21 protein-coding genes and 1 tRNA gene are annotated in these 19,714 nt (G+C 41.8%); 17 read left to right on the top strand and 5 right to left on the bottom strand.

All coding sequences use genetic code 11. The features are described 5' to 3' along the window. Positions 1 to 28: 28 nt before the first annotated feature. From AALA56_RS08145 to AALA56_RS08155, 3 genes are read right to left on the bottom strand one after another with little or no spacing between them, the layout of a single operon-like run. Positions 29 to 607, bottom strand: a complete 579-nt coding sequence (locus AALA56_RS08145; RefSeq protein WP_369909548.1) for a hypothetical protein — start codon at positions 605 to 607, stop codon at positions 29 to 31. A 23-nt stretch (positions 608 to 630) separates the two neighbouring features. Then, positions 631 to 969 (bottom strand): alpha/beta fold hydrolase, encoded by a 339-nt coding sequence (locus AALA56_RS08150; protein WP_369909549.1) that lies wholly within the window; start codon positions 967 to 969, stop codon positions 631 to 633. Continuing rightward, positions 935 to 1,774: an alpha/beta fold hydrolase gene (locus AALA56_RS08155; RefSeq protein ID WP_369909550.1), complete on the bottom strand. Its 840-nt coding sequence runs from the start codon at positions 1,772 to 1,774 to the stop codon at positions 935 to 937. The genes AALA56_RS08150 and AALA56_RS08155 overlap by 35 nt, the downstream gene beginning before the upstream one ends. A gap of 187 nt (positions 1,775 to 1,961) precedes the next feature. On the opposite strand from AALA56_RS08155, the gene AALA56_RS08160 reads away from it, so the two are divergent. The 4 genes from AALA56_RS08160 (at position 1,962) to AALA56_RS08175 (ending at position 4,746) form a co-directional block, all read left to right on the top strand. Then, on the top strand, positions 1,962 to 2,306 hold the full coding sequence (locus tag AALA56_RS08160) for a TetR/AcrR family transcriptional regulator (protein WP_369909552.1): 345 nt from the start codon (positions 1,962 to 1,964) through the stop codon (positions 2,304 to 2,306). A 483-nt stretch (positions 2,307 to 2,789) separates the two neighbouring features. After that, positions 2,790 to 3,233 (top strand): zinc-dependent MarR family transcriptional regulator, encoded by a 444-nt coding sequence (locus tag AALA56_RS08165; protein WP_369909554.1) that lies wholly within the window; start codon positions 2,790 to 2,792, stop codon positions 3,231 to 3,233. Positions 3,234 to 3,235: 2 nt separating this feature from the next. Beyond that, positions 3,236 to 3,937, top strand: coding sequence for a metal ABC transporter ATP-binding protein (locus AALA56_RS08170; RefSeq protein ID WP_115267983.1), 702 nt, complete (start codon positions 3,236 to 3,238; stop codon positions 3,935 to 3,937). Next, on the top strand, positions 3,937 to 4,746 hold the full coding sequence (locus AALA56_RS08175) for a metal ABC transporter permease (RefSeq protein WP_369909556.1): 810 nt from the start codon (positions 3,937 to 3,939) through the stop codon (positions 4,744 to 4,746). Before AALA56_RS08170 ends, AALA56_RS08175 begins: the two co-directional genes overlap by 1 nt. A 48-nt stretch (positions 4,747 to 4,794) precedes the next feature. On the opposite strand, the gene AALA56_RS08180 is transcribed toward AALA56_RS08175, so the two are convergent. Continuing rightward, positions 4,795 to 5,703, bottom strand: coding sequence for a helix-turn-helix domain-containing protein (locus AALA56_RS08180; protein ID WP_369909557.1), 909 nt, complete (start codon positions 5,701 to 5,703; stop codon positions 4,795 to 4,797). Between the two features lie 539 nt (positions 5,704 to 6,242). Here AALA56_RS08180 and AALA56_RS08185 point away from each other — a divergent pair. The 7 genes from AALA56_RS08185 (at position 6,243) to AALA56_RS08215 (ending at position 14,084) form a co-directional block, all read left to right on the top strand. Next, positions 6,243 to 7,142 (top strand): helix-turn-helix domain-containing protein, encoded by a 900-nt coding sequence (locus AALA56_RS08185; RefSeq protein ID WP_369909558.1) that lies wholly within the window; start codon positions 6,243 to 6,245, stop codon positions 7,140 to 7,142. Positions 7,143 to 7,382: 240 nt separating this feature from the next. Beyond that, complete coding sequence (gene ruvB / locus AALA56_RS08190) at positions 7,383 to 8,387, top strand: Holliday junction branch migration DNA helicase RuvB (RefSeq protein ID WP_164682055.1); 1,005 nt, start codon at positions 7,383 to 7,385, stop codon at positions 8,385 to 8,387. Between the two features lie 109 nt (positions 8,388 to 8,496). Beyond that, entirely contained in the window at positions 8,497 to 8,925 is a 429-nt protein-coding gene (locus AALA56_RS08195) for a low molecular weight protein-tyrosine-phosphatase (protein ID WP_369909559.1), read from the top strand. Position 8,926: 1 nt separating this feature from the next. Beyond that, a complete protein-coding gene (locus AALA56_RS08200; RefSeq protein ID WP_369909560.1) occupies positions 8,927 to 9,340 on the top strand; it encodes an MORN repeat-containing protein in 414 nt (137 codons plus the stop codon). After that, positions 9,337 to 11,118, top strand: a complete 1,782-nt coding sequence (locus tag AALA56_RS08205) for an acyltransferase family protein (RefSeq protein ID WP_369909561.1) — start codon at positions 9,337 to 9,339, stop codon at positions 11,116 to 11,118. Before AALA56_RS08200 ends, AALA56_RS08205 begins: the two co-directional genes overlap by 4 nt. A gap of 132 nt (positions 11,119 to 11,250) precedes the next feature. Continuing rightward, positions 11,251 to 12,735, top strand: a complete 1,485-nt coding sequence (gene thrC / locus AALA56_RS08210) for a threonine synthase (protein ID WP_369909562.1) — start codon at positions 11,251 to 11,253, stop codon at positions 12,733 to 12,735. A 56-nt stretch (positions 12,736 to 12,791) separates the two neighbouring features. Continuing rightward, positions 12,792 to 14,084: an MATE family efflux transporter gene (locus AALA56_RS08215; RefSeq protein WP_369909563.1), complete on the top strand. Its 1,293-nt coding sequence runs from the start codon at positions 12,792 to 12,794 to the stop codon at positions 14,082 to 14,084. Positions 14,085 to 14,109: 25 nt separating this feature from the next. Here AALA56_RS08215 and AALA56_RS08220 read toward each other — a convergent pair. After that, positions 14,110 to 14,192: transfer RNA gene (locus AALA56_RS08220), tRNA-Leu, on the bottom strand. 161 nt (positions 14,193 to 14,353) lie between these two features. Here AALA56_RS08220 and rsgA point away from each other — a divergent pair. From rsgA to purR, 6 genes are all read left to right on the top strand, one after another. Continuing rightward, the gene (gene rsgA / locus AALA56_RS08225) at positions 14,354 to 15,226 is read left to right on the top strand and encodes a ribosome small subunit-dependent GTPase A (RefSeq protein ID WP_369909564.1); all 873 of its coding nucleotides are present in this window, start codon (positions 14,354 to 14,356) and stop codon (positions 15,224 to 15,226) included. A gap of 9 nt (positions 15,227 to 15,235) precedes the next feature. Then, complete coding sequence (gene rpe / locus AALA56_RS08230; RefSeq protein ID WP_369909565.1) at positions 15,236 to 15,898, top strand: ribulose-phosphate 3-epimerase; 663 nt, start codon at positions 15,236 to 15,238, stop codon at positions 15,896 to 15,898. Beyond that, entirely contained in the window at positions 15,891 to 16,523 is a 633-nt protein-coding gene (locus AALA56_RS08235; RefSeq protein ID WP_369909566.1) for a thiamine diphosphokinase, read from the top strand. Before rpe ends, AALA56_RS08235 begins: the two co-directional genes overlap by 8 nt. Position 16,524: 1 nt before the next feature. After that, positions 16,525 to 17,793: a DNA recombination protein RmuC gene (gene rmuC, locus AALA56_RS08240; RefSeq protein WP_369909567.1), complete on the top strand. Its 1,269-nt coding sequence runs from the start codon at positions 16,525 to 16,527 to the stop codon at positions 17,791 to 17,793. Next, positions 17,783 to 18,721, top strand: coding sequence for a 3'-5' exoribonuclease YhaM family protein (locus tag AALA56_RS08245; RefSeq protein ID WP_164682065.1), 939 nt, complete (start codon positions 17,783 to 17,785; stop codon positions 18,719 to 18,721). Before rmuC ends, AALA56_RS08245 begins: the two co-directional genes overlap by 11 nt. A 96-nt stretch (positions 18,722 to 18,817) precedes the next feature. Then, a complete protein-coding gene (purR, locus tag AALA56_RS08250; RefSeq protein ID WP_369909570.1) occupies positions 18,818 to 19,633 on the top strand; it encodes a pur operon repressor in 816 nt (271 codons plus the stop codon). Positions 19,634 to 19,714 lie beyond the last annotated feature (81 nt).

A 19,714-nucleotide genomic window follows, 5' to 3' on the forward strand; every position in this document is an offset into this window, starting at 1 on the left:
CTTGCAATTGAGAATAGAACAAATCGTACTAGCCTATAATTTGAGATATTTTGAAATCAACTAGCACCACGAATATATCTTGTACTTGCTTGTCATAGCTATCTAAGGTTGAGTAACCGTGGTTTGAGAGATAAGTGTTGAGTTTAGTGCGACCGTTACCCGTTTCGACCCCTGAAGACTCTGTGATAACATAGGAATCATCCTCTGCATTATAAGAAACAGTAAGCCCTGAAGAAGTAAATGTCAGAGCGTAGGTTCCATTGGCTTCTTTAGCGATAGTTGTTCCGTCAGCTTTATTAATAGCATAGGTACCATCAGCACTACGGCTGATTTTGGTATTATCCGTAAGGGTTACTGTAAATTCTCCCTCATCACTAACGTATATTTTAGAGCCGTCTGTATATGTTAGAGTACCTTCTGAAATCTTACTTGTTGTGGAAGACGATGAAGTGCTGTCTGCTGTCGAACTGGAACTAGATGTGCTGCTTGTTTTTATTGTAGAACTACTCGAGGAACTTGACTCCGTTGTTTGTGTATTGTTGCTACAGCCTACTAGTAAAACAGAGCCTGTAAGAATAAGGGTTAAGGTTATTAGTTTTTTATTCATAAGGAATCTCCTAAAATTTATTTTTAATGGTGTGCTACATTAAGCGGTTTTGATGCCAAAAAAGCAGTGATTTCCTCCAAAGCTGGCTTAATATCATCAATTTGGCAATGTAGGGCACCGCCTGTTTTTTCAGTAAAAAGCTTTGTGACTACTCTTTTAGCCTGTATTAGCTCTTTTGTCATGTCTTTTAAGCGTTTTTGAGGAACATATCTATCTTTGCTACCAGCTAGTAGGAGACATTCCTGGGTGATTAAGGGAAGAGCACTCCTGAAATGGTGATGAGCGATATTTTTGATGAAATCATAACCGTTTTTCTCCCCTGTAATGTCAAGCCCGTGTTGTAACATCCATTTTAAGTCCACATTGTTTTGTGCCCGATTGGTGATCACCCAGGTGATAAACTTTTTTTTGTTTAAGAAACAATGTCATTCTTAAAAATAAATATTCTGGCGGTCTTACCTGTAGCTGTAAAGCGTCGTTTCCCGAATAGAAAATATCAAAACAAATACATCGCTTAATGCGCTTTTCAAAGGCTGCTGACCGAAGGACAAAATAGCCACCCCACGAAATGCCAATGGCGTCTACCTCATCTAAGTGAGTATAGTCTAGAATTGTCGTTACCACCTTTTCATAATCAGATTCGAAATAAAGGTGTTGAAAAGGGACAGAACCTTGACCAGGTCCGTCAAAGAGGAGAAGATTCATCTTTATTTGAGATTGTAAAGGATAAAACCAATTGACTAATTCTTCCATAAAAGAATCAAATCCTCCAATGACAAGCAGTGTTTTTGTCGCACCAGTATATGGAATAGAGACAGCAGGTAGTTTAGCTGATTTATAGGGAATAGAAAGATAAATAAGGTTTTTATCCTGATAATAACGGTTAAAGCACCTTTTGAAGCATTGATAAGCGTCCTGTTTACGGCTATCAGAGAAACTTAGGTAAAACAAAGATGCTCTATAGTAAGTCATAGCAAGTTCTAAGAGGTTACTTTTCTCGTATTCTTGTGCCTTTTTATACCACCATTGATACCACGATTCAAAGTCATAAACGCTGTGGCTGATAACTTTTAAATCTTCCCTCACCTCAGAGTATTGATGTTTGAGTTGATTGGTGAATCGTAAAATTTGAAAATCAAATTGTCCGACACCTGTATAATTTTCCATTGTTATCACCTCCTTATAAATGTGTTATAATAAGGGCACATTTAGAGAGTACCAAAATATGGGATAAAAACAAGCTTCATCCCTAATGTGCTATAAATTTATTAAAAAGTGGCATATTTGAAAGGGGACTAATATGAATGGCAAAAAAGAACAAATTCGTCAGTAGAAGGACAAAATTGTAGAAGCGATGTTCCGACTTTTGGAAAAAGATAGCTTTGATGAGATAACTTTGAATGAAATTTTAGATGAAGCTAGTGTATCAAGGCGTACGTTTTACCGTTATTTTCAAAATAAGCAGGCAATTTTAGAATTTTACATTCATACATTTATTGAAAACTACCGTTTATTGAATGAGACTATCCTAAAACAGACCACTTTTGAAGGTCTGATACTTGTAACTCTGAATTATTTTAAAGCTGAACAAAGTAAATTACGACTGCTGATAATCAATCAAAGGGAACTATATACAAGTTTACACCAGCCACAATATGTAGTGTTTACGAAAACATCAAAAAGACGATTTCCTATCTAGGAAGTCGCCTTTTTTGATATTGTTAAAATACTATATGTTGTAGTTGGTGTAAACTGATATATAGTTCCCCAATCAAAAATTTCCTCTTCTTTTATTGAGATTTAATAATGTCGCTGTAACCCTTTATAAATCGTTTGATGCACCATGGCATGTCAGGGAGGTCTCAAGTCAAAAATTGGATGACGTACTTCATTTTATAGTAGGAGGCTACTCCAATATTATCAGCCACTGGTTAATGGAAACACCTCCTAGAGAGGCGCAAGAAGTGGCACAAAATATCCAAGAGCTATTTAGCCAAATTGTAAAAACATTTGATCTCTAAAGAGTGTGAGTTGGAAATTTCGCCACTGTTTTTAGCTGTAGGATTACATTTGCTATATTGCTTTACTTGTAATTTTCCCAACTGGTGATTATATTCACCATTTCATTGTCACGTGTCCTTTTTTATGATATAATTAACTGGTTAATTAAAAGGAGGTTCTTATGGCTATAAAAGATGAATTGGATCGCCTTATCAACCAAATCGTGATGAGTTCTGAAAATCAGCATGAGTTTTTATTGGGGGCTTGTCAAAGTGGTGTTGAGTTGACAAATACGCAAGAGCATATTTTGATGTTATTGCTTGATAGTGGTCGTATGACCAACTCGAGCTTGTCTAAGGAGCTGGTAGTCAGTCAAGCAGCGGTCACAAAAGCGGTTAAGCAATTGTTACAAAAACAGTTGATTGAGTCGGTGAAAGATGAGCGTGACGGTCGTATTGTGCTCTTTGAATTGACAGAGGCAGGAATTCCAATTGCGAAAGAACATCGTCATCATCATGAGTTGACGTTGACGGCTTATGATAGATTGTTTAGTGATTTCTCAGAAGATGAACAAGCGGTGATTGAACGCTTTATGGGACGTGTGTCTGAGATAATTAAGGAGTGAGTATGCGCTATATTACAGTGGAAAATCTGAGTTTTCAATATGATAATGAACCTGTTTTAGAGGGAATCAATTACCACGTTGATAGTGGTGAGTTTGTCACTTTAACGGGGGAAAATGGTGCTGCAAAATCAACGCTGATTAAAGCGACCTTGGGCATTTTGAAACCTAAGATTGGCTCGGTAACGATTAGTGAGGTTAATAAAGATGGCAAGAAGCTGCGTTTAGCCTATCTTCCGCAGCAGATTGCTAGTTTTAATGCTGGCTTTCCCTCTACCGTTCATGAGTTTGTCAAATCGGGACGTTATCCAAGAAATGGCTGGTTTAGACGACTCGACAAGCACGATGAAGAACATGTGAAAATTAGTTTAGAGTCTGTTGGCATGTGGGATTATCGTCATCGTCGTATTGGAAGCTTATCAGGTGGGCAAAAGCAGCGGGCTGTTATTGCTAGGATGTTTGCGTCTGACCCTGATATTTTCGTGCTAGATGAGCCGACAACGGGAATGGATAGCGGTACAACAAAAACATTTTATGAGTTGATGCATCACAGCGCTCACCGTCATGGTAAGGCGGTTCTTATGATTACACATGACCCTGAAGAGGTTAAGGAGTTTGTAGACCGTAACATTCACCTTGTGCGTAATAACAGCCTGCCTTGGCGTTGCTTTAATGTTCACGAAAGTGATGAGAAGGAGAGTTTGTGATGTTTGAGATTTTATCTTATACCTTTATGCAACGTGCTTTGCTTGCTGTGATTTGCATTAGTATCTTTGCACCTATTTTGGGAATATTTCTGATTTTGCGCAGGCAAAGTTTGATGAGTGATACGCTCAGTCACGTCTCTCTAGCAGGTGTGGCTTTTGGGCTGTTGCTAGGTATTTCAACGACTTGGTCGACCATTATCGTTGTGGTCATTGCTGCTGTTCTACTGGAGTATTTACGGACGGTCTATAAGCACTATATGGAAATTGCGACAGCTATTATCATGTCCTTTGGGCTAGCGATTTCCTTGATTGTGATGAGTAAGGCAAAGGCTGGTAGCATGAGCCTAGAACAATATCTGTTTGGCTCTATTATCACTATTAGTAGCAGTCAGGTCATCTTTTTAGCGATTATTGCTGCTATTGTTTTGCTGTTGACGCTTTTATTTATACGTCCTATGTATGTCTTGACCTTTGATGAGGACACGGCTTTTGTTGACGGTTTGCCTGTAAGAACCATGTCTATCTTGTTTAATATCGTGACAGGTGTCGCTATTGCGCTGACGATTCCAGCTGCAGGAGCCCTGCTCGTATCTACCATCATGGTCTTGCCAGCAAGTATTGCTATGCGTCTTGGGCGAAACTTTAAGTCTGTCGTCTGGTTAGGCATGCTTATTGGCTTTATCGGTATGGTTTCGGGAATTTTTCTTTCTTATTATTGGGAAACACCCGCCAGTGCGACGATTACCATTATCTTTATCGGTATCTTTATATTAGTCAGTATCTTTGGTGCTGTCCGAAAATCAAGTTAAAAAGTGCTCCTAAAAGGAGCACTTTTTGTAATATCTGTCACTATAAGATTATAAAATATTATCAATATCACTTTGCCATTCTTGGGATAGTTGCTTTTCAAGATAATCATTACCGATGAGTTTGGCAAATAAAATAGCGTTTTGATAGGACTGTGTGGCTAAAGTCATATCTTGCTTAGCATAGAGCTGATACTTCCATTCAATGAGGCTGAGGATAGGACGTTTTTGGAAATCGTGAATCTCTGTCATCAACTGATTACTTTTGCTGACGATATTTTCAATAATATCCCATTTTTCAAGACCAAAGGCTAGCTTGATGTTGTTTAGGAGCACATTGTTTAGTTGAAATTTTTCCTCTGCTAGAGGTGGGTTGGAGTTTAGCAGTTTTGCCATGACTAGGTCGTATTGCTCTTCCTCATAAAAAGGTTCTTGATTTTTCTTGTAAGCAAAGCAGACGAGGTATAAATCGAAAAAGAGAAAGTCATTGACCGTGTAGGTGCTTTTTTTGAAGGTTTGCTCAAAGTAATCTTGCAGGATACCTAAGCCAAAGCTGTCATTATCACTAAAGTGAACGTCTAGCTTGGACTGCAAGCAATCAATAATGAGTTGCTCATCCTCAGAAAGTTGGTCATAAAAGCGTTCGTAAATGGAGGTGAAGTATTGCTCACCTTCTTTGAGTCTAGCCTGATCCCCGTAAGTAGGAATGCGAAGGAGTTTTTGCTTTAGCTCCAAGTAATCCGCCGACAAGCTAAGGTCTTGACCGTCCACTAACTCACCAACAGTCATCCCAAGACGATTGGCAATATACTTGACACTCACTACATTGGGGTTGTTATTGCCCCCTTCAATGCGTGCTAATTGCCTAACCGACAACTTAGACTCATCCCCGCAGAATTCCTCTCGTGTCAAACCGAGATTTTCCCGAAGTTGTCTTACTTTTATTCCTAACTTTTTCATTGAAACTCCTTAATGTAATATACTATAAAGCATAATAATATGATTTTTTTCACAATTTGTCAATTGTCAACCAGTCAAGCAACATAATTGACAATTGTACCAAAAAACATACTATACCCGTTGTGCTAGTTACTTAAGCGTAAGCAAGTGAATACCTTAGACTAAAACCATTCTCCATTTGACTTTGATGAAGTAGTAAGGAGTATGTTAATAGCTGATTTACAACCTTGTTGTAGAGCCCAAATGTAGCTAGAAATCAAAATAACATCGGGTTGAATTTGTAAGTGGACATTCTTACAGAAACGAACTGACTTTGGAACATATTTCTCGTACAGATTAGTCACTTTCATTAAAATTTTATTGAAAACTACTTGTGTTTGAGAAGGATTAGCGAGATAATGTAATTGGCTTTGCATATCATGTCCTCAATTCGTGATGGTTTTGAGTTTATGATACGCAAGTTTTTTTATTATTTCTACAATTAACTAGCACAACGGGTATACTATAGTTTATAATACATCTAAATATAGGAGATTTCCATGAATACATTTGGTCAAAAAGTGCGTGAACTGAGGGAGGAAAAAGGGATCACACGTGAAGAGTTTTGTGATGACGAGTCGGAGATTTCTGTACGACAGCTAGCCCTCATTGAAAGTGGGAGCAGTATTCCAAACTTAGCCAAGGCTTACTATATCGCTAAAAAACTGAATGTTACATTGGGTTCTATAACGGATAAAGAGAGTTTAGAGATTCCTAAGCGCTATAATGAGCTCAAGTACCTTATCTTACGCATTCCGACTTATTCTGATAAGGAGCGTTTAAAAGAGCGAGAACAGCAATTTGAGGAAATCTTTGAAGACTATTACGATAATTTGCCAGAGGAAGAGCAACTGATTATTGATGGGCTTCAGTCTAAATTTGAGGTGTACCAGAGTGGCAATATTCATTTCGGAACCGACATGATAGCGGAGTATTTTCATCAAGTTAAAAAGAAAAAGTCTTACACTTTAAATGACCTTGCGATTATTGATTTGTATTTGCTGATAGCTGCCATATCCCAATTTGATGAACAGCATTTTCAAGAAGAAGATTTTAAAATCATTTGTGATACTTTACTCATCCAAGGTGAAGAATTAGCCGTGGAAGATCGTTTTCTCCTTAATAATCTCTTGTTAAATTGTGCCAATATCGCCTTGAATCTAAAGTTGGCTGCCAATATTCAACCTATGCTAGAGCTTAGCCATAAAACTATGGTCTTAATTCAGGATTTTCAAAAGATGCCGATTTATAACATGTATCGTTGGAAATACGCTCTTCTTCAAGGCAATCAAACAGAGGCAGTGGATTATTACAATCAAGCCGTGATGTTTTCAAAAATGTTGAATGACGAGCATCTTATCCAGCAGTTAGATGATGAGTGGCAAAAAGATAATAAATAATCAAGCAACATGACATCAATGTCATGTTGTTTTTGTGTTCAAAAGGTTATACTAGTATCAGAAATCAGTTAGGAGAATAAAGATGAAGACATTTAAGAAAGTATTATTATCAATCGTATTGCCAGTAGTAACAAACGTAGCTCTTGTACATTTTATTTTAATAGGTTGTGGTTGGTGGAGCATGGGATAACAGAATAGTTTATGTTATTTCAAATGCTATAAATTTGTTATAATAACTATATGACAAGATTTTTAGATAGTGATGTGATGGGGGATGAGGAGCTTGTTGAGCGTACGCTTCGCCCTCAGTTGTTAAGAGAATATATTGGTCAAGATAAGATCAAAGAGCAGTTAAAGATTTTTATAGAGGCAGCGAAGTTGCGTGATGAGTCGCTGGATCATGTGCTGTTATTTGGACCGCCAGGTCTTGGAAAGACCACCATGGCTTTTGTAATTGCAAATGAGCTGGGTGTTAATCTCAAGCAAACTTCTGGTCCTGCCATTGAAAAGGCAGGTGATTTGGTGGCGATTTTAAATGATCTTGAGCCAGGAGATGTCTTATTCATTGATGAAATCCATCGTATGCCTATGGCAGTTGAGGAGGTGCTCTATAGTGCTATGGAGGATTTCTATATTGACATTATGATTGGCTCAGGTGACTCTAGCCGTAGTGTCCATTTGGAATTGCCGCCATTTACGCTGATAGGGGCAACGACACGAGCAGGTATGCTGTCAAATCCTCTGCGGGCTCGCTTTGGGATTACAGGGCACATGGAGTACTACGAGGTCGCTGATTTGTGTGATATTGTCGAGCGGACATCTGCCATTTTTGAGATGGAGATTACGCACGAGGCAGCGATTGAACTAGCTCGTCGCAGTCGTGGGACGCCACGTATTGCTAATCGTTTGTTAAAGCGTGTGCGTGATTATGCTCAGATTATGGGGGATGGTATCATTGATGAGCTGATGACGGACAAGGCGCTGACCATGCTAGACGTTGATAGTGAGGGGCTTGACTATGTCGACCAGAAGATTTTGCGGACGATGATTGAGATGTATCAAGGTGGTCCTGTTGGACTTGGGACTTTGTCGGTCAATATCGCTGAGGAGCGTGAGACGGTAGAAGATATGTATGAACCTTATCTCATCCAAAAAGGTTTTATTATGCGTACACGTAGCGGAAGGGTAGCTACTCCAAAAGCTTATGAGCACCTACATTACCCTCTTTCTCAAGATAATCTATAAAAAGGCTAGAGTTTTCTAGTCTTTTTTCTTGTAGCATTTCCTTAAACATAGCAGAAATGTAATGAACGTGTTATAATAAGTAGAATAACAAATGTAGAGGAAAATGGACATGAAGAGGATTTGTTTCGTTTGTCTGGGCAATATCTGCCGCAGTCCGATGGCAGAGTTTGTGATGAAGAAACTAGATACAAAACACCAACTAGAAGTAGAAAGCCGTGCGACATCTAATTGGGAGCATGGCAATCCCATTCATAGAGGCACACGAGCTATTTTTGATAAATACGCCATTCCTTATGATAGCAAGAAACGCTCACAAATGATTACAACAAAGGACTTGGAAGACTTTGATGTCATCATCGGGATGGATGAGCAAAATGTTTGTGATTTGTTGGATTTGTCAGCAGGGCGTTTTGATGATAAGATTGCTCTTTTTAGAGAAGGTGGTGTGCCCGATCCGTGGTACACTGGTGATTTTGAAGAAACCTACACTTTGGTTAAGACAGGGTGTTTAGATTGGTTGAACAAGTTGGGATCCTAAGATGAAAGAACAAGCAAAAAAACAAAAAAGGCAGTTTCCCAAGCTATCACGTGGTAAGTGGGAGCTGCTTGTTGTGTTCCTTATTCTCATCTGTGGCTTGACAGCTTTTAGTGTGAGCTGGCGCTCAAAAGGCACTTTGGTTTACAATAGTAGTAGTGGTCAGATTACCTATACCGGTACCATTGTCAATCACAGAATGAATGGTCAAGGAAAACTCACTTATCCTAACGGTGATATCTATGAAGGCAACTTTGCTAATGGCGTCTTTAGTGGTCAAGGTACTTTTACAGCAAAAAGTGGCTGGTCCTATACTGGTGAATTTAAAAACGGAAAGCCAGACGGTCAAGGCACGCTAAAGGCTAAAGACGGCAAGGTTTATAAGGGAACATTTAAGCAGGGGATTTACCAAAAATGAGGATAAAATGGTTTTCATTGGTAAGGATTACGGGCTTGTTGCTCGTTTTGCTCTACCATTTTTTTAAAAATACCTACCCAGGTGGTTTTATCGGCGTTGATGTCTTTTTCACCTTTTCAGGCTATTTGATTACAGCGCTGCTAATCGATGAATACGCTAGAAATCAAAAAATTGACCTTTTAGGCTTTTACAAACGGCGGTTTTACCGCATTGTGCCGCCTTTGGTTTTGATGATTTTGGTGACTATTCCCTTTGTTTTTCTGGTTCGTAGTGACTTTAGAGCGGGAATCGGTCAGCAAATTCTAGCGGCTTTTGGTTTCACGACAAACTTTTATGAGATTTTGACAGGCAGTAGCTACGAGTCGCAATTCATCCCACATCTATTTGTGCATACGTGGAGTTTAGCCATCGAAGTGCATTTTTACTTGCTGTGGGGATTTGGTGTTTGGTATTTAGCCAAAAAATCAAGCAGTCAACAGCGCTTGCGTGGGCAGATTTTTCTCATTTCGCTAGGGATTTTCCTAGTGAGTTACTTGAGTATGTTTATACGCTCTTTCTTTGTTGGCAATTTATCAAGCATTTATTTTTCAACGCTGTCTCATATTTTCCCATTCTTTTTGGGAGCGATTCTTGCGACACTGTCTGGTGTCACAGAAACGATGGGACAGTTCAAGAAAACGGTCAGCAGGTGGAGTCTTAGACGGACTTTAATCACGCTAGTTGTAGGCTTTTTAGGACTATTATTACTTACTTTTGTGCTGAATTTTGAGGGTCAAATGACCTATCTCTTTGGCTTTTTCCTAGCTAGCGTCTTTGCTTCTGTTATGATTTATGCGGCGCGTGTCTTGCATGAAAAGACACCAAATGTAGCAGAGCCAGCACTGGTTACCTATATTGCAGATATTAGTTATGGTTTATATTTATTCCATTGGCCATTCTATATTATCTTTAGTCAAATGGTCGCCAACTGGGCAGCGGTTCTGTTGACACTGCTCTTTTCAACGATTTTTGCAACGTTGTCCTTCTACATCATCGAGCCTTACATTGCAGGAAAAATGCCAAAAATCTTGTCTGTCGAGGTGGACTTGTCTCCTTATCGTAAGTGGTTTGTAGGGCTTGTAACAGCTCTTAGCGTTATCACGCTTATCACCATGGCAACAGCGCCATCGGTGGGTAATTTTGAGTCAGAGTTGCAGGCCAATGCCCTGACACAGGCGCAAAGCTCGCTCAATCGCACGCATACTTTGCTGGCAGGAGATGCTAATGCTTTAAGTGATGTCACCATTATCGGGGACTCTGTCGCTCTGAGATCCAGCGCAGCATTTTCAAAAGACATGCCAGATGCGCAGCTAGATGCAGCTGTCAGCCGAAACTTTGAAGGGGCTTATGACATTTTTGAAAATAGTATCAAAAACAACAGCCTATCGCAGACCGTGGTCCTTGCTGTCGGCGTCAACTCTCTAGGCAACTATCAAGCAGAGCTACAAAAATTCATCAATGTGCTGCCAAAAGGACATCGTCTTGTGCTTGTGACACCTTATAATGGCAAAAATCTTGCTGGTGTCAAGGAAGTTCGTGACTATGAGCTGACACTGGCTAAGAAATACAGCTATGTGACCGTTGCCGACTGGTACAAAACAGCCGTTGATAATCCTGATATTTGGGCGGGAACAGACGGCGTTCACTATAGTGACGCCAATACAACGGGCGCAACGCTCTATGTTCAAACCGTTGAAAAGGCTGTACAAAAAGCAGCTAAAGGTGCTGCCAAGTCTTAATTTATCATATGCTAAAGGAAACCTAGCACGGGTTTCCTTTTCTTTTAGGAAAAGAACAAAATATGCTCAAATTTTCAGAAAATTTATGGTATAATGCTAGCTATAGACTATCTTTACGAGTGAGGACAGACAATGACACTATTCTACCAATCAACACGAGATGCCAATAATAAAGTAACGGCTAGTCAGGCGATTTTGCAGGGATTAGCAACTGATGGTGGTCTTTTTACGCCGCTAGAATTTCCAAAGGTTGACCTCAACTTTGACCAGCTCAAGGATGCGAGTTATCAAGAAGTGGCAAAGCTGGTTTTGGGGGCTTTCTTGGATGACTTTACAGAGGAAGAGCTAGATTACTGCATTAGCCACGCTTATGATGAAAAGTTTGATACGAAAGCGATCGCACCACTAGTCAAGCTTGGCAATCAATACAATTTGGAGCTTTTCCATGGCTCAACGATTGCCTTTAAGGACATGGCTTTGTCTATTTTGCCTTATCTTCTAACCACATCAGCGAAAAAGCAAGGAGTGGACAATAAGATTGTCATCTTGACAGCGACTTCTGGAGATACTGGAAAGGCTGCCATGGCTGGTTTTGCGGATGTTCCTGGCACAGAGATTATCGTCTTTTACCCTAAAGACGGTGTCAGCAAGATTCAAGAGCTGCAAATGACCACTCAAGAGGGTGAAAATACCCATGTCATCGCTATTGATGGTAATTTTGATGATGCGCAAACCAATGTCAAAGCTATGTTTAATGACGCTGACTTGCGTGAGCGCCTACTGGCTAAAAAAACACAATTTTCTTCAGCTAACTCCATGAATATTGGGCGCTTGGTGCCACAAATCGTCTACTATGTCTACGCCTATGCGCAGTTAGTCAAGACCAACCAAATCACAGCTGGCGATAAGGTCAACTTTACCGTACCGACAGGGAATTTCGGTAATATCCTTGCTGCTTACTATGCCAGCCAGATTGGTCTGCCTGTCGGCAAGCTCATCTGCGCTTCTAATGAAAACAATGTCTTAACAGATTTCTTTACCACAAAAACCTATGACAAGAAACGTCCGTTCAAAGTGACGACAAGCCCGTCTATGGATATCCTTGTGTCCTCTAACTTGGAGCGCTTGATTTTCCACCTTGTCGGAAATGACGCTGAAAAGACCAAGGATTTGATGACTGCTCTAGCTACCGATGGTCAGTACACGCTTGATGTTGCTAAACCTGAGATTTTTGAGCTATTTGCCGCTGGCTTTGCTACAGAGGCTGAGACAGAAACTGAGATTAAGCGTGTTTATGAGGAGGATAGCTACATCGAGGACCCTCACACAGCTGTGGCGTCAAGCGTCTACCAGCGCTATAGAGAGCAGACACAAGACACAAGACCAACCGTTATCGCCTCTACAGCTAGCCCTTATAAATTCCCACGAGTGGCAGTCAAGGCGGTCAGCAATCAAGACAGCGGAGATGACTTTAAGGCAGTTGCTGAATTGCACGATTTATCAAAAGTCGCTATTCCAAAGGCAGTTGCTAACCTAGACACGGCACCAATCAGACACACAAAGGTCGTTGCTAGCCAAGGCATGCAAGCAGCAGTGGAAGCTTATCTAGGACTCTAATCCACGACAAAAAAAGGTTGAGACAAGCGCTCAGCCTTTTATGATACAATAGAAACATGATAGAAAAATCTCACACTTATCGAAAACAATTGTTTGACCTAGCGCTTCCAGCTATGGCGGAAAATATCTTGCAGATTTTGATGGGGATAACAGATAGTTATCTGGTGGCTCAGCTTGGGCTTCTTGCCATCTCAGGAGTCTCGGTTGCCAACAATATTATCACGGTTTATCAAGCGATTTTTATCGCTTTTGGCTCAGCTGTGTCAAGTTTAGTTGCCAAGTATTTTGGGCAGCATGACCATAAAAAAGAGCTGCAATTGCAGGCAGATAGCTTGGTGCTCACGCTTTTGGTGAGTTTGTTTTTGGGGATTTTGTCCATTTTTTGTGGGCGCTTTTTCTTGGGCGCTTTGGGGACGACTAAAGAGGTCGCACAGCTTGGTGGGCTTTATCTGGCTCTAGTCGGTGGTGGTATCTTTAGCTTGGGCTTGCTGACGACGCTTGGTGCTATTCATAGAGCGCAAGGTAAACCACGCCTGCCCATGTATGTCAGCGTCTTGACTAATGTCTTAAATGCTGTGCTCTCAGCACTCTCTATCACCGTTTTTGACTTTGGCTTGGTAGGGATTGCCCTATCAACGGTCTTTTCTCGCTTGGTTGGCGTCTTTATCTTGGCAGGTATGCTAGACTTTTGGTCCATCTTAAAACATGTCCGCTTATCCATTAGTAAAAATCTCATCACCATGGCGCTGCCTATTGCTGGTGAGCGTTTGATGATGCGAGTTGGTGACGTGGCTATCGTTGCGATTATTGTCAGTTTTGGCGTCAAGGTGGTGGCGGGAAATGCCATCGGTGAGACTATCACACAGTTTAATTACATGCCAGGCATGGGAATGGCGACAGCGGTTCTGATTTTAGTGGCGCAGGCATTTGGTGAGAGGGATTACGAAGCCATTCACACCATTTTAAAAAAAGCCTATGGCTACTCGGTAGTCATGATGTTTCTTGTTGGTAGCTCTGTCTACTTTTTGTCTCCTTATCTGTTACCATTTTTTACCAATGACCCCATCGCTCAAGAAGCCAGTCGTGTCGTTATGCTATCCTCCTTTTTAGGTGGTCCTGCGACTGCTGGGACCTTGATTTTTACAGCACTTTGGCAAGGACTAGGAAAACCTAAATTTCCTTTTTACGCAACGACCATTGGTATGTGGGGCATTCGTATCTTCTTAGGGTATTTTTTAGGGGTGCTGCTAGGTTTGGGGCTTGCTGGTGTCTGGCTGGCAACTATCGCAGACAATCTCTTTCGTTGGGCAATTCTGTCTTGGCGCTACTATGTCTACAAAAAAAGATGAGAAACATCTCATCTTTTTGTCTTACTGCGGAGAAAGGGATTTGAACCCTCACGCCCTAACGGGCACATGCGCCTGAAGCATGCGTGTCTGCCGTTCCACCATCCCCGCAAACACATTTATTATAACGCTTTTTTCAGAGAAAGGAAAGACCAAGTTTTTATTTTTTTAAGAAAGGCGACAGATGTTCTCTAAATCAATTCTCATGTAAGCCTTTTTATAGAATTTTATGGTATAATAAAACTATTCACAAAACTAAAGAAGGAGTTCGTTTGCAAGGAAGAATTGTAAAATCTCTGGCTGGCTTTTACTATGTAGAGTCGCAGGGACAAGTGTATCAGACGCGTGCGCGTGGGAATTTTAGACAAAAGGGCAAGACCCCTTATGTGGGGGACTGGGTTGATTTTAGTGCTGATGAGCAGTCAGAGGGCTATATCCTCGCTATTCATGAGCGAAAAAATAGCCTAGTGCGTCCTCCGATTGTTAATATTGACCAAGCGGTTGTCATCATGTCCGCTAAAGAACCCGATTTTAATCTGAATTTGCTGGATCGTTTTTTGGTTCTTTTAGAGCACAAGCAAATCACACCTGTCATTTATATTTCTAAGATGGATTTATTGGATGATAAAACTGAGATGCTCGCTTTAAAAGAGCGCTATCAAGCGATTGGCTATGCGTTTTGTTTGGACTTGTCGGAGTTGTTGCCCCTCTTAGCGCAAAAGGTGACGGTCTTTATGGGGCAGACGGGTGTTGGCAAGTCAACGCTTTTAAATAGAATTGCTCCAGAGCTCGCTCTAGAGACGTCAGCTATCTCAGAGAGTCTGGGGCGTGGGCGTCACACGACACGAGCGGTCAGTCTCTACGATGTCGCTGGTGGCAAGATTGCTGATACGCCAGGTTTTTCTTCGCTTGATTACGAGGTGGACTCGGCTCAAGATTTAAGTGAAGCCTTTCCAGAGATACGGCATTTTAGCCATGCTTGCAAATTCCGCTCTTGCACGCATACGCACGAGCCAGACTGTGCGGTCAAGTCAGCACTAGAGGCTGGTGAGATTATGTCGTCTCGCTATGAGAACTATCTTCAATTTCTCAGTGAAATTGAGAACCGTCGTGAAACCTATAAAAAAACACTCAAAAGAAAGTAGGAAAAGTTTATGTACCCAGTCAAAATCGCTCCCTCTATCCTCGCTGCAGATTATGCTAACTTTGCTAGCGAGTTAAAACGTATCGAAGAAACAGGTGCCGAGTATGTGCACATCGACATTATGGACGGACAATTTGTGCCAAACATCAGCTTTGGTGCAGATGTCGTTGCAAGCATGCGCAAACACAGTAAGCTCGTTTTTGATTGCCACTTGATGGTGGTCAATCCTGAGCGTTATGTGGACGCTTTTGCGCAAGCTGGCGCTGATATTATGACCATTCATGTGGAGGCAACCAAGCATATTCACGGTTCCCTTCAAAAAATCAAGGCTGCTGGTATGAAAGCGAGCGTCGTTATCAATCCTGGTACACCTATAGAAGTACTTTTACCTGTTTTAAACTTGGTCGATCAAGTCTTGATTATGACAGTCAACCCTGGCTTTGGCGGACAAGCCTTTATCCCAGAAATGTTGGATAAAGTGGCGCAGCTAGCGCAAATCCGTGAGGAAAAAGGCTACCACTTTGACATTGAAGTGGACGGCGGTATTGGCAACACGACGATTAAAGCAGCAGCAGACGCTGGAGCAAATGTCTTTGTGGCGGGTTCTTATCTCTTTAAGTCAGACGATTTGACCGCTCAAGTAGCCACTTTACGTAATGCACTCAATGACTAATATAGCTGTTTTAGCCGGAGGAGCGCCTAGCTTTATTCCAAAAGTCTATGACTATTATGTTGGAGTAGATCGAGGCGCTCTTCGTCTTTTAGAAGAAGATTATCCCCTGCACCTTGCGATTGGTGATTTTGACTCGGTGAGCCAGACGGAGCTTGAGACCATCAAGAAAAAAGCCCAGTTTTTTGTCCAAGCACTAGCTGAAAAGGATGACACAGATACCGAACTCGCCCTCAAAGAGGTCTTTTCACGCTACCCCAAAGCGCAAGTCACCGTTTACGGAGCCTTTGGCGGACGAATTGATCATTTTTTGAGCAATGTCTTTTTGCCCAGTCTTCCTGATTTGACAGCCTACATGCAGCAGATAAGACTGTGCGATGCTTACAACACCATCCGTTACTGCCCTGCTGGCACGCATACCATAGCGCCTTCTGATAACGGGGGCTACCTTGCCTTTTTAGTGGAAGGAGATGGTATCTTGAACATTCGAGGTGCCAAGTATGAGCTTACTGAGGACAATTACTTTATCCAAAAAGTTTATACTAGCAATGAATTTATCAACCAGCCGGTCACTGTTACTTTAAACAAGGGCTATGTGATTGTGATTGAGAGTAGAGATTGGAGGTAGCATGCAGATTTTACTTTTACTTGTCGCCCTTGCGACTTTAGTGGCTATTTTCTTATTATTTAAAAAAATAGCAGAGCTGCAAAGCCAGCTCCAAAAAAATCTGGAGGACTACGCTGACAATCTCTCAGAGCAGCTGTCTTATCAGACCGACTTGGCACAAAAAGAGCAGATATTAGCGATCAGTCAGCAGCTCTCTCAGGTGCAAAATGAGATTTATGCCCAGCTTTCTGACATTCGAGATGTCCTGCACCAAAATCTCCTAGACAACCGTGATCGCACCGATCAGCGCCTGCAGCAGATGACGGAAAATCTTAACCGTTCAGTCAAAGACATGCAAGTCTCAAACGAAGAGCGAATCGAGCAAATGCGCCAAACGGTGGAAGAAAAACTAGAGAAGACCCTACAAACACGCTTGCAGGCTTCCTTTGAGACGGTCTCAAAACAATTAGAGAGCGTCAATCAAGGACTCGGTGAGATGAAGTCGGTCGCAAAAGACGTCGGCAGTCTCAATAAAGTCCTATCCAACACCAAAACAAGAGGTATCATGGGTGAGTTGCAGCTGGGGCAAATCATCGAGGACATTCTGACAGAAAGTCAGTACGAGCGAGAGTTTGCAACGGTCAAAGGCTCTAGCGAGCATGTGGAGTATGCCATCAAGCTCCCTGGCAATCATAAGGACCATGTCTATCTTCCTATCGATTCTAAGTTTCCGCTTGAGGACTATTATCGCCTAGAGGATGCTTATGAGTCAGGCGACAAGGAGGCGATTGAGCAGCACCGCAAGGCGCTATTAGCCAGTATCAAGCGCTTTGCCAAAGATATTCAAAAGAAATATCTGCATCCGCCAGAAACGACCAATTTTGGGATTTTGTTTTTGCCGACAGAAGGGCTCTACGCTGAGGTGGTGCGCAACGCTGCTTTCTTTGACCAGCTTCGTCGTGAGGAAAATATCATTGTGGCGGGACCTACGACCCTATCGGCTCTCCTCAATTCGCTTCAGGTCGGCTTTAAGACTCTTACTATCCAGAAAAATGCTGACGATATCAGCAAGGTTCTTGGCAATGTCAAAGTAGAGTTTGGCAAATTTGGCGCTATGCTACAAAAAGCACAAAAACAGCTCAACACAGCTAGCAAAAGCATTGATAGCCTGCTTACGACACGAACAAATGCCATCACACGGGCGCTTCACACCATTGAAAATTACCAAGACCAAGATACCCAGCGTTTACTTGCGATTTCACCATTAGAAGAGGAACAAGATGAAGATTAAAGACATGAAAAAAGACGAACTCTTTGACGGTTTCTATCTGATTAAGAGAGCTGAAGTGCGTAAAACACGTGCTGGAAAAGACTACATTTCATTGACTTTTCAGGATGACAGTGGCGAGATTTCGGGCAATCTCTGGGATGCCCAACCCCACAATGTCAAGGAATTTACCGCTGGTAAGGTTGTTCACATGACCGGCAGACGTGAGGTTTATAACGGTATGCCTCAAGTCAACCAGCTCACTCTTCGCTTGCCGCGAGACGGTGAGCCAAATGATCCAGCAGCCTTTAAGGAAAAATCCCCTGTCAATGTCACAGAAATCCGTGATTACCTAGAGCACACCATGTTTCGCATTGAAAATGCCACTTGGCAGCGTGTGGTGAGAAATCTCTATCGTAAGTACGACAAGGAGTTCTACCATTATCCAGCAGCTAAGAGCAATCACCATGCCTTTGAGTCAGGGCTTGCCTACCATACAGCCACTATGGTGCAGCTGGCTGATAGTATCGGTGACATCTATCCTCAGCTCAATAAAAGTCTGCTCTTTGCTGGAATCATGCTGCATGACCTTGCCAAGGTCATTGAGTTGTCAGGACCGGACAGCACCGAGTACACTATTCGAGGCAATCTCATTGGTCACATTGCTTTGATTGATGAGGAAATTACAAAAACCTTGATAGAGCTTGGCATTGCTGACGATAAGGAGGACGTCGTTGTGCTTCGCCATGTTGTCCTTAGCCACCACGGCTTGCTTGAGTACGGAAGCCCTGTTCGCCCTCGTATCATGGAGGCAGAGATTATCCATATCATTGACAATCTAGATGCTAACATGATGATGATGTCAACAGCCCTCAGCCGTATCGATAAGGGCGAGATGACCTCACGTATCTTTGCCATGGATAACCGCAGTTTCTATAAACCAAAACTTTAAACACTAATCAAAGCGAACAGTTCTAGCAGAACGTTCGCCTTTTTTGTGAAATATGATATAATAGAGTTAAAAACGATAAGCAATGGAGACTTTCAAATGAAATTAAGACGTAGCGAACGTATGGTTGTCATCTCCAACTACCTGATTAACAACCCTTATCAACTCACAAGCCTCAATACATTTGCCACTCAATATGAAGCCGCTAAATCTTCTATTTCAGAAGATATTGCCATTATCAAAAAAGCCTTTGAAGAAGCTGGTATTGGGCTTATTGATACCCTGACAGGCGCTAGTGGTGGCGTCATTTTTACCCCTAGCATACACTTAGATGAGGCAAAGACCATCATTGAGGAGTTGCGTGACCGCTTGTCAGAGAGCGACCGTATCTTGCCTGGTGGTTATATTTACTTGTCAGATTTGTTGAGCACACCACATATTTTGAAAAATGTCGGACGCATTATTGCCAATCAATTTAAAGACCAAAAGATTGACGCCGTCATGACCGTTGCCACAAAAGGAGTACCTCTAGCAAATGCTGTTGCCAACGTTTTAAATGTTCCTTTTGTTATTGTACGTCGTGATTTGAAAATCACAGAGGGTTCCACTGTATCGGTCAATTACGTATCTGGCTCAAGTGACCGCATTGAAAAAATGTTCCTCTCAAAACGTAGCTTGCAGCCGAATAGCCGCGTTTTGATTGTAGATGATTTTCTAAAGGGTGGTGGGACAATATCAGGGATGATTAGCCTTCTAAAAGAGTTTGAAAGCGAGCTAGCTGGAGTCGCTGTTTTTGCAGAAAATGCCCAAGAACAGCGTGAGCGCCCCTTCGCTTACACCTCTTTGCTCAAAGTCGATAACATCGATGTCGCCAATAACCAAGTCCAAGTTGAAATTGGAAATGTCTTTGATTAGCCAACCTATGTTGGCTTTTTTATGTGTTTTCCTCTAAGTTTCCTTTTCATTTTCGAGTAAGTAAGATGAGGAGGAGATATG

This window comes from Streptococcus hyointestinalis, assembly GCF_041225505.1.
GTDB lineage: Bacteria > Bacillota > Bacilli > Lactobacillales > Streptococcaceae > Streptococcus > Streptococcus hyointestinalis_B.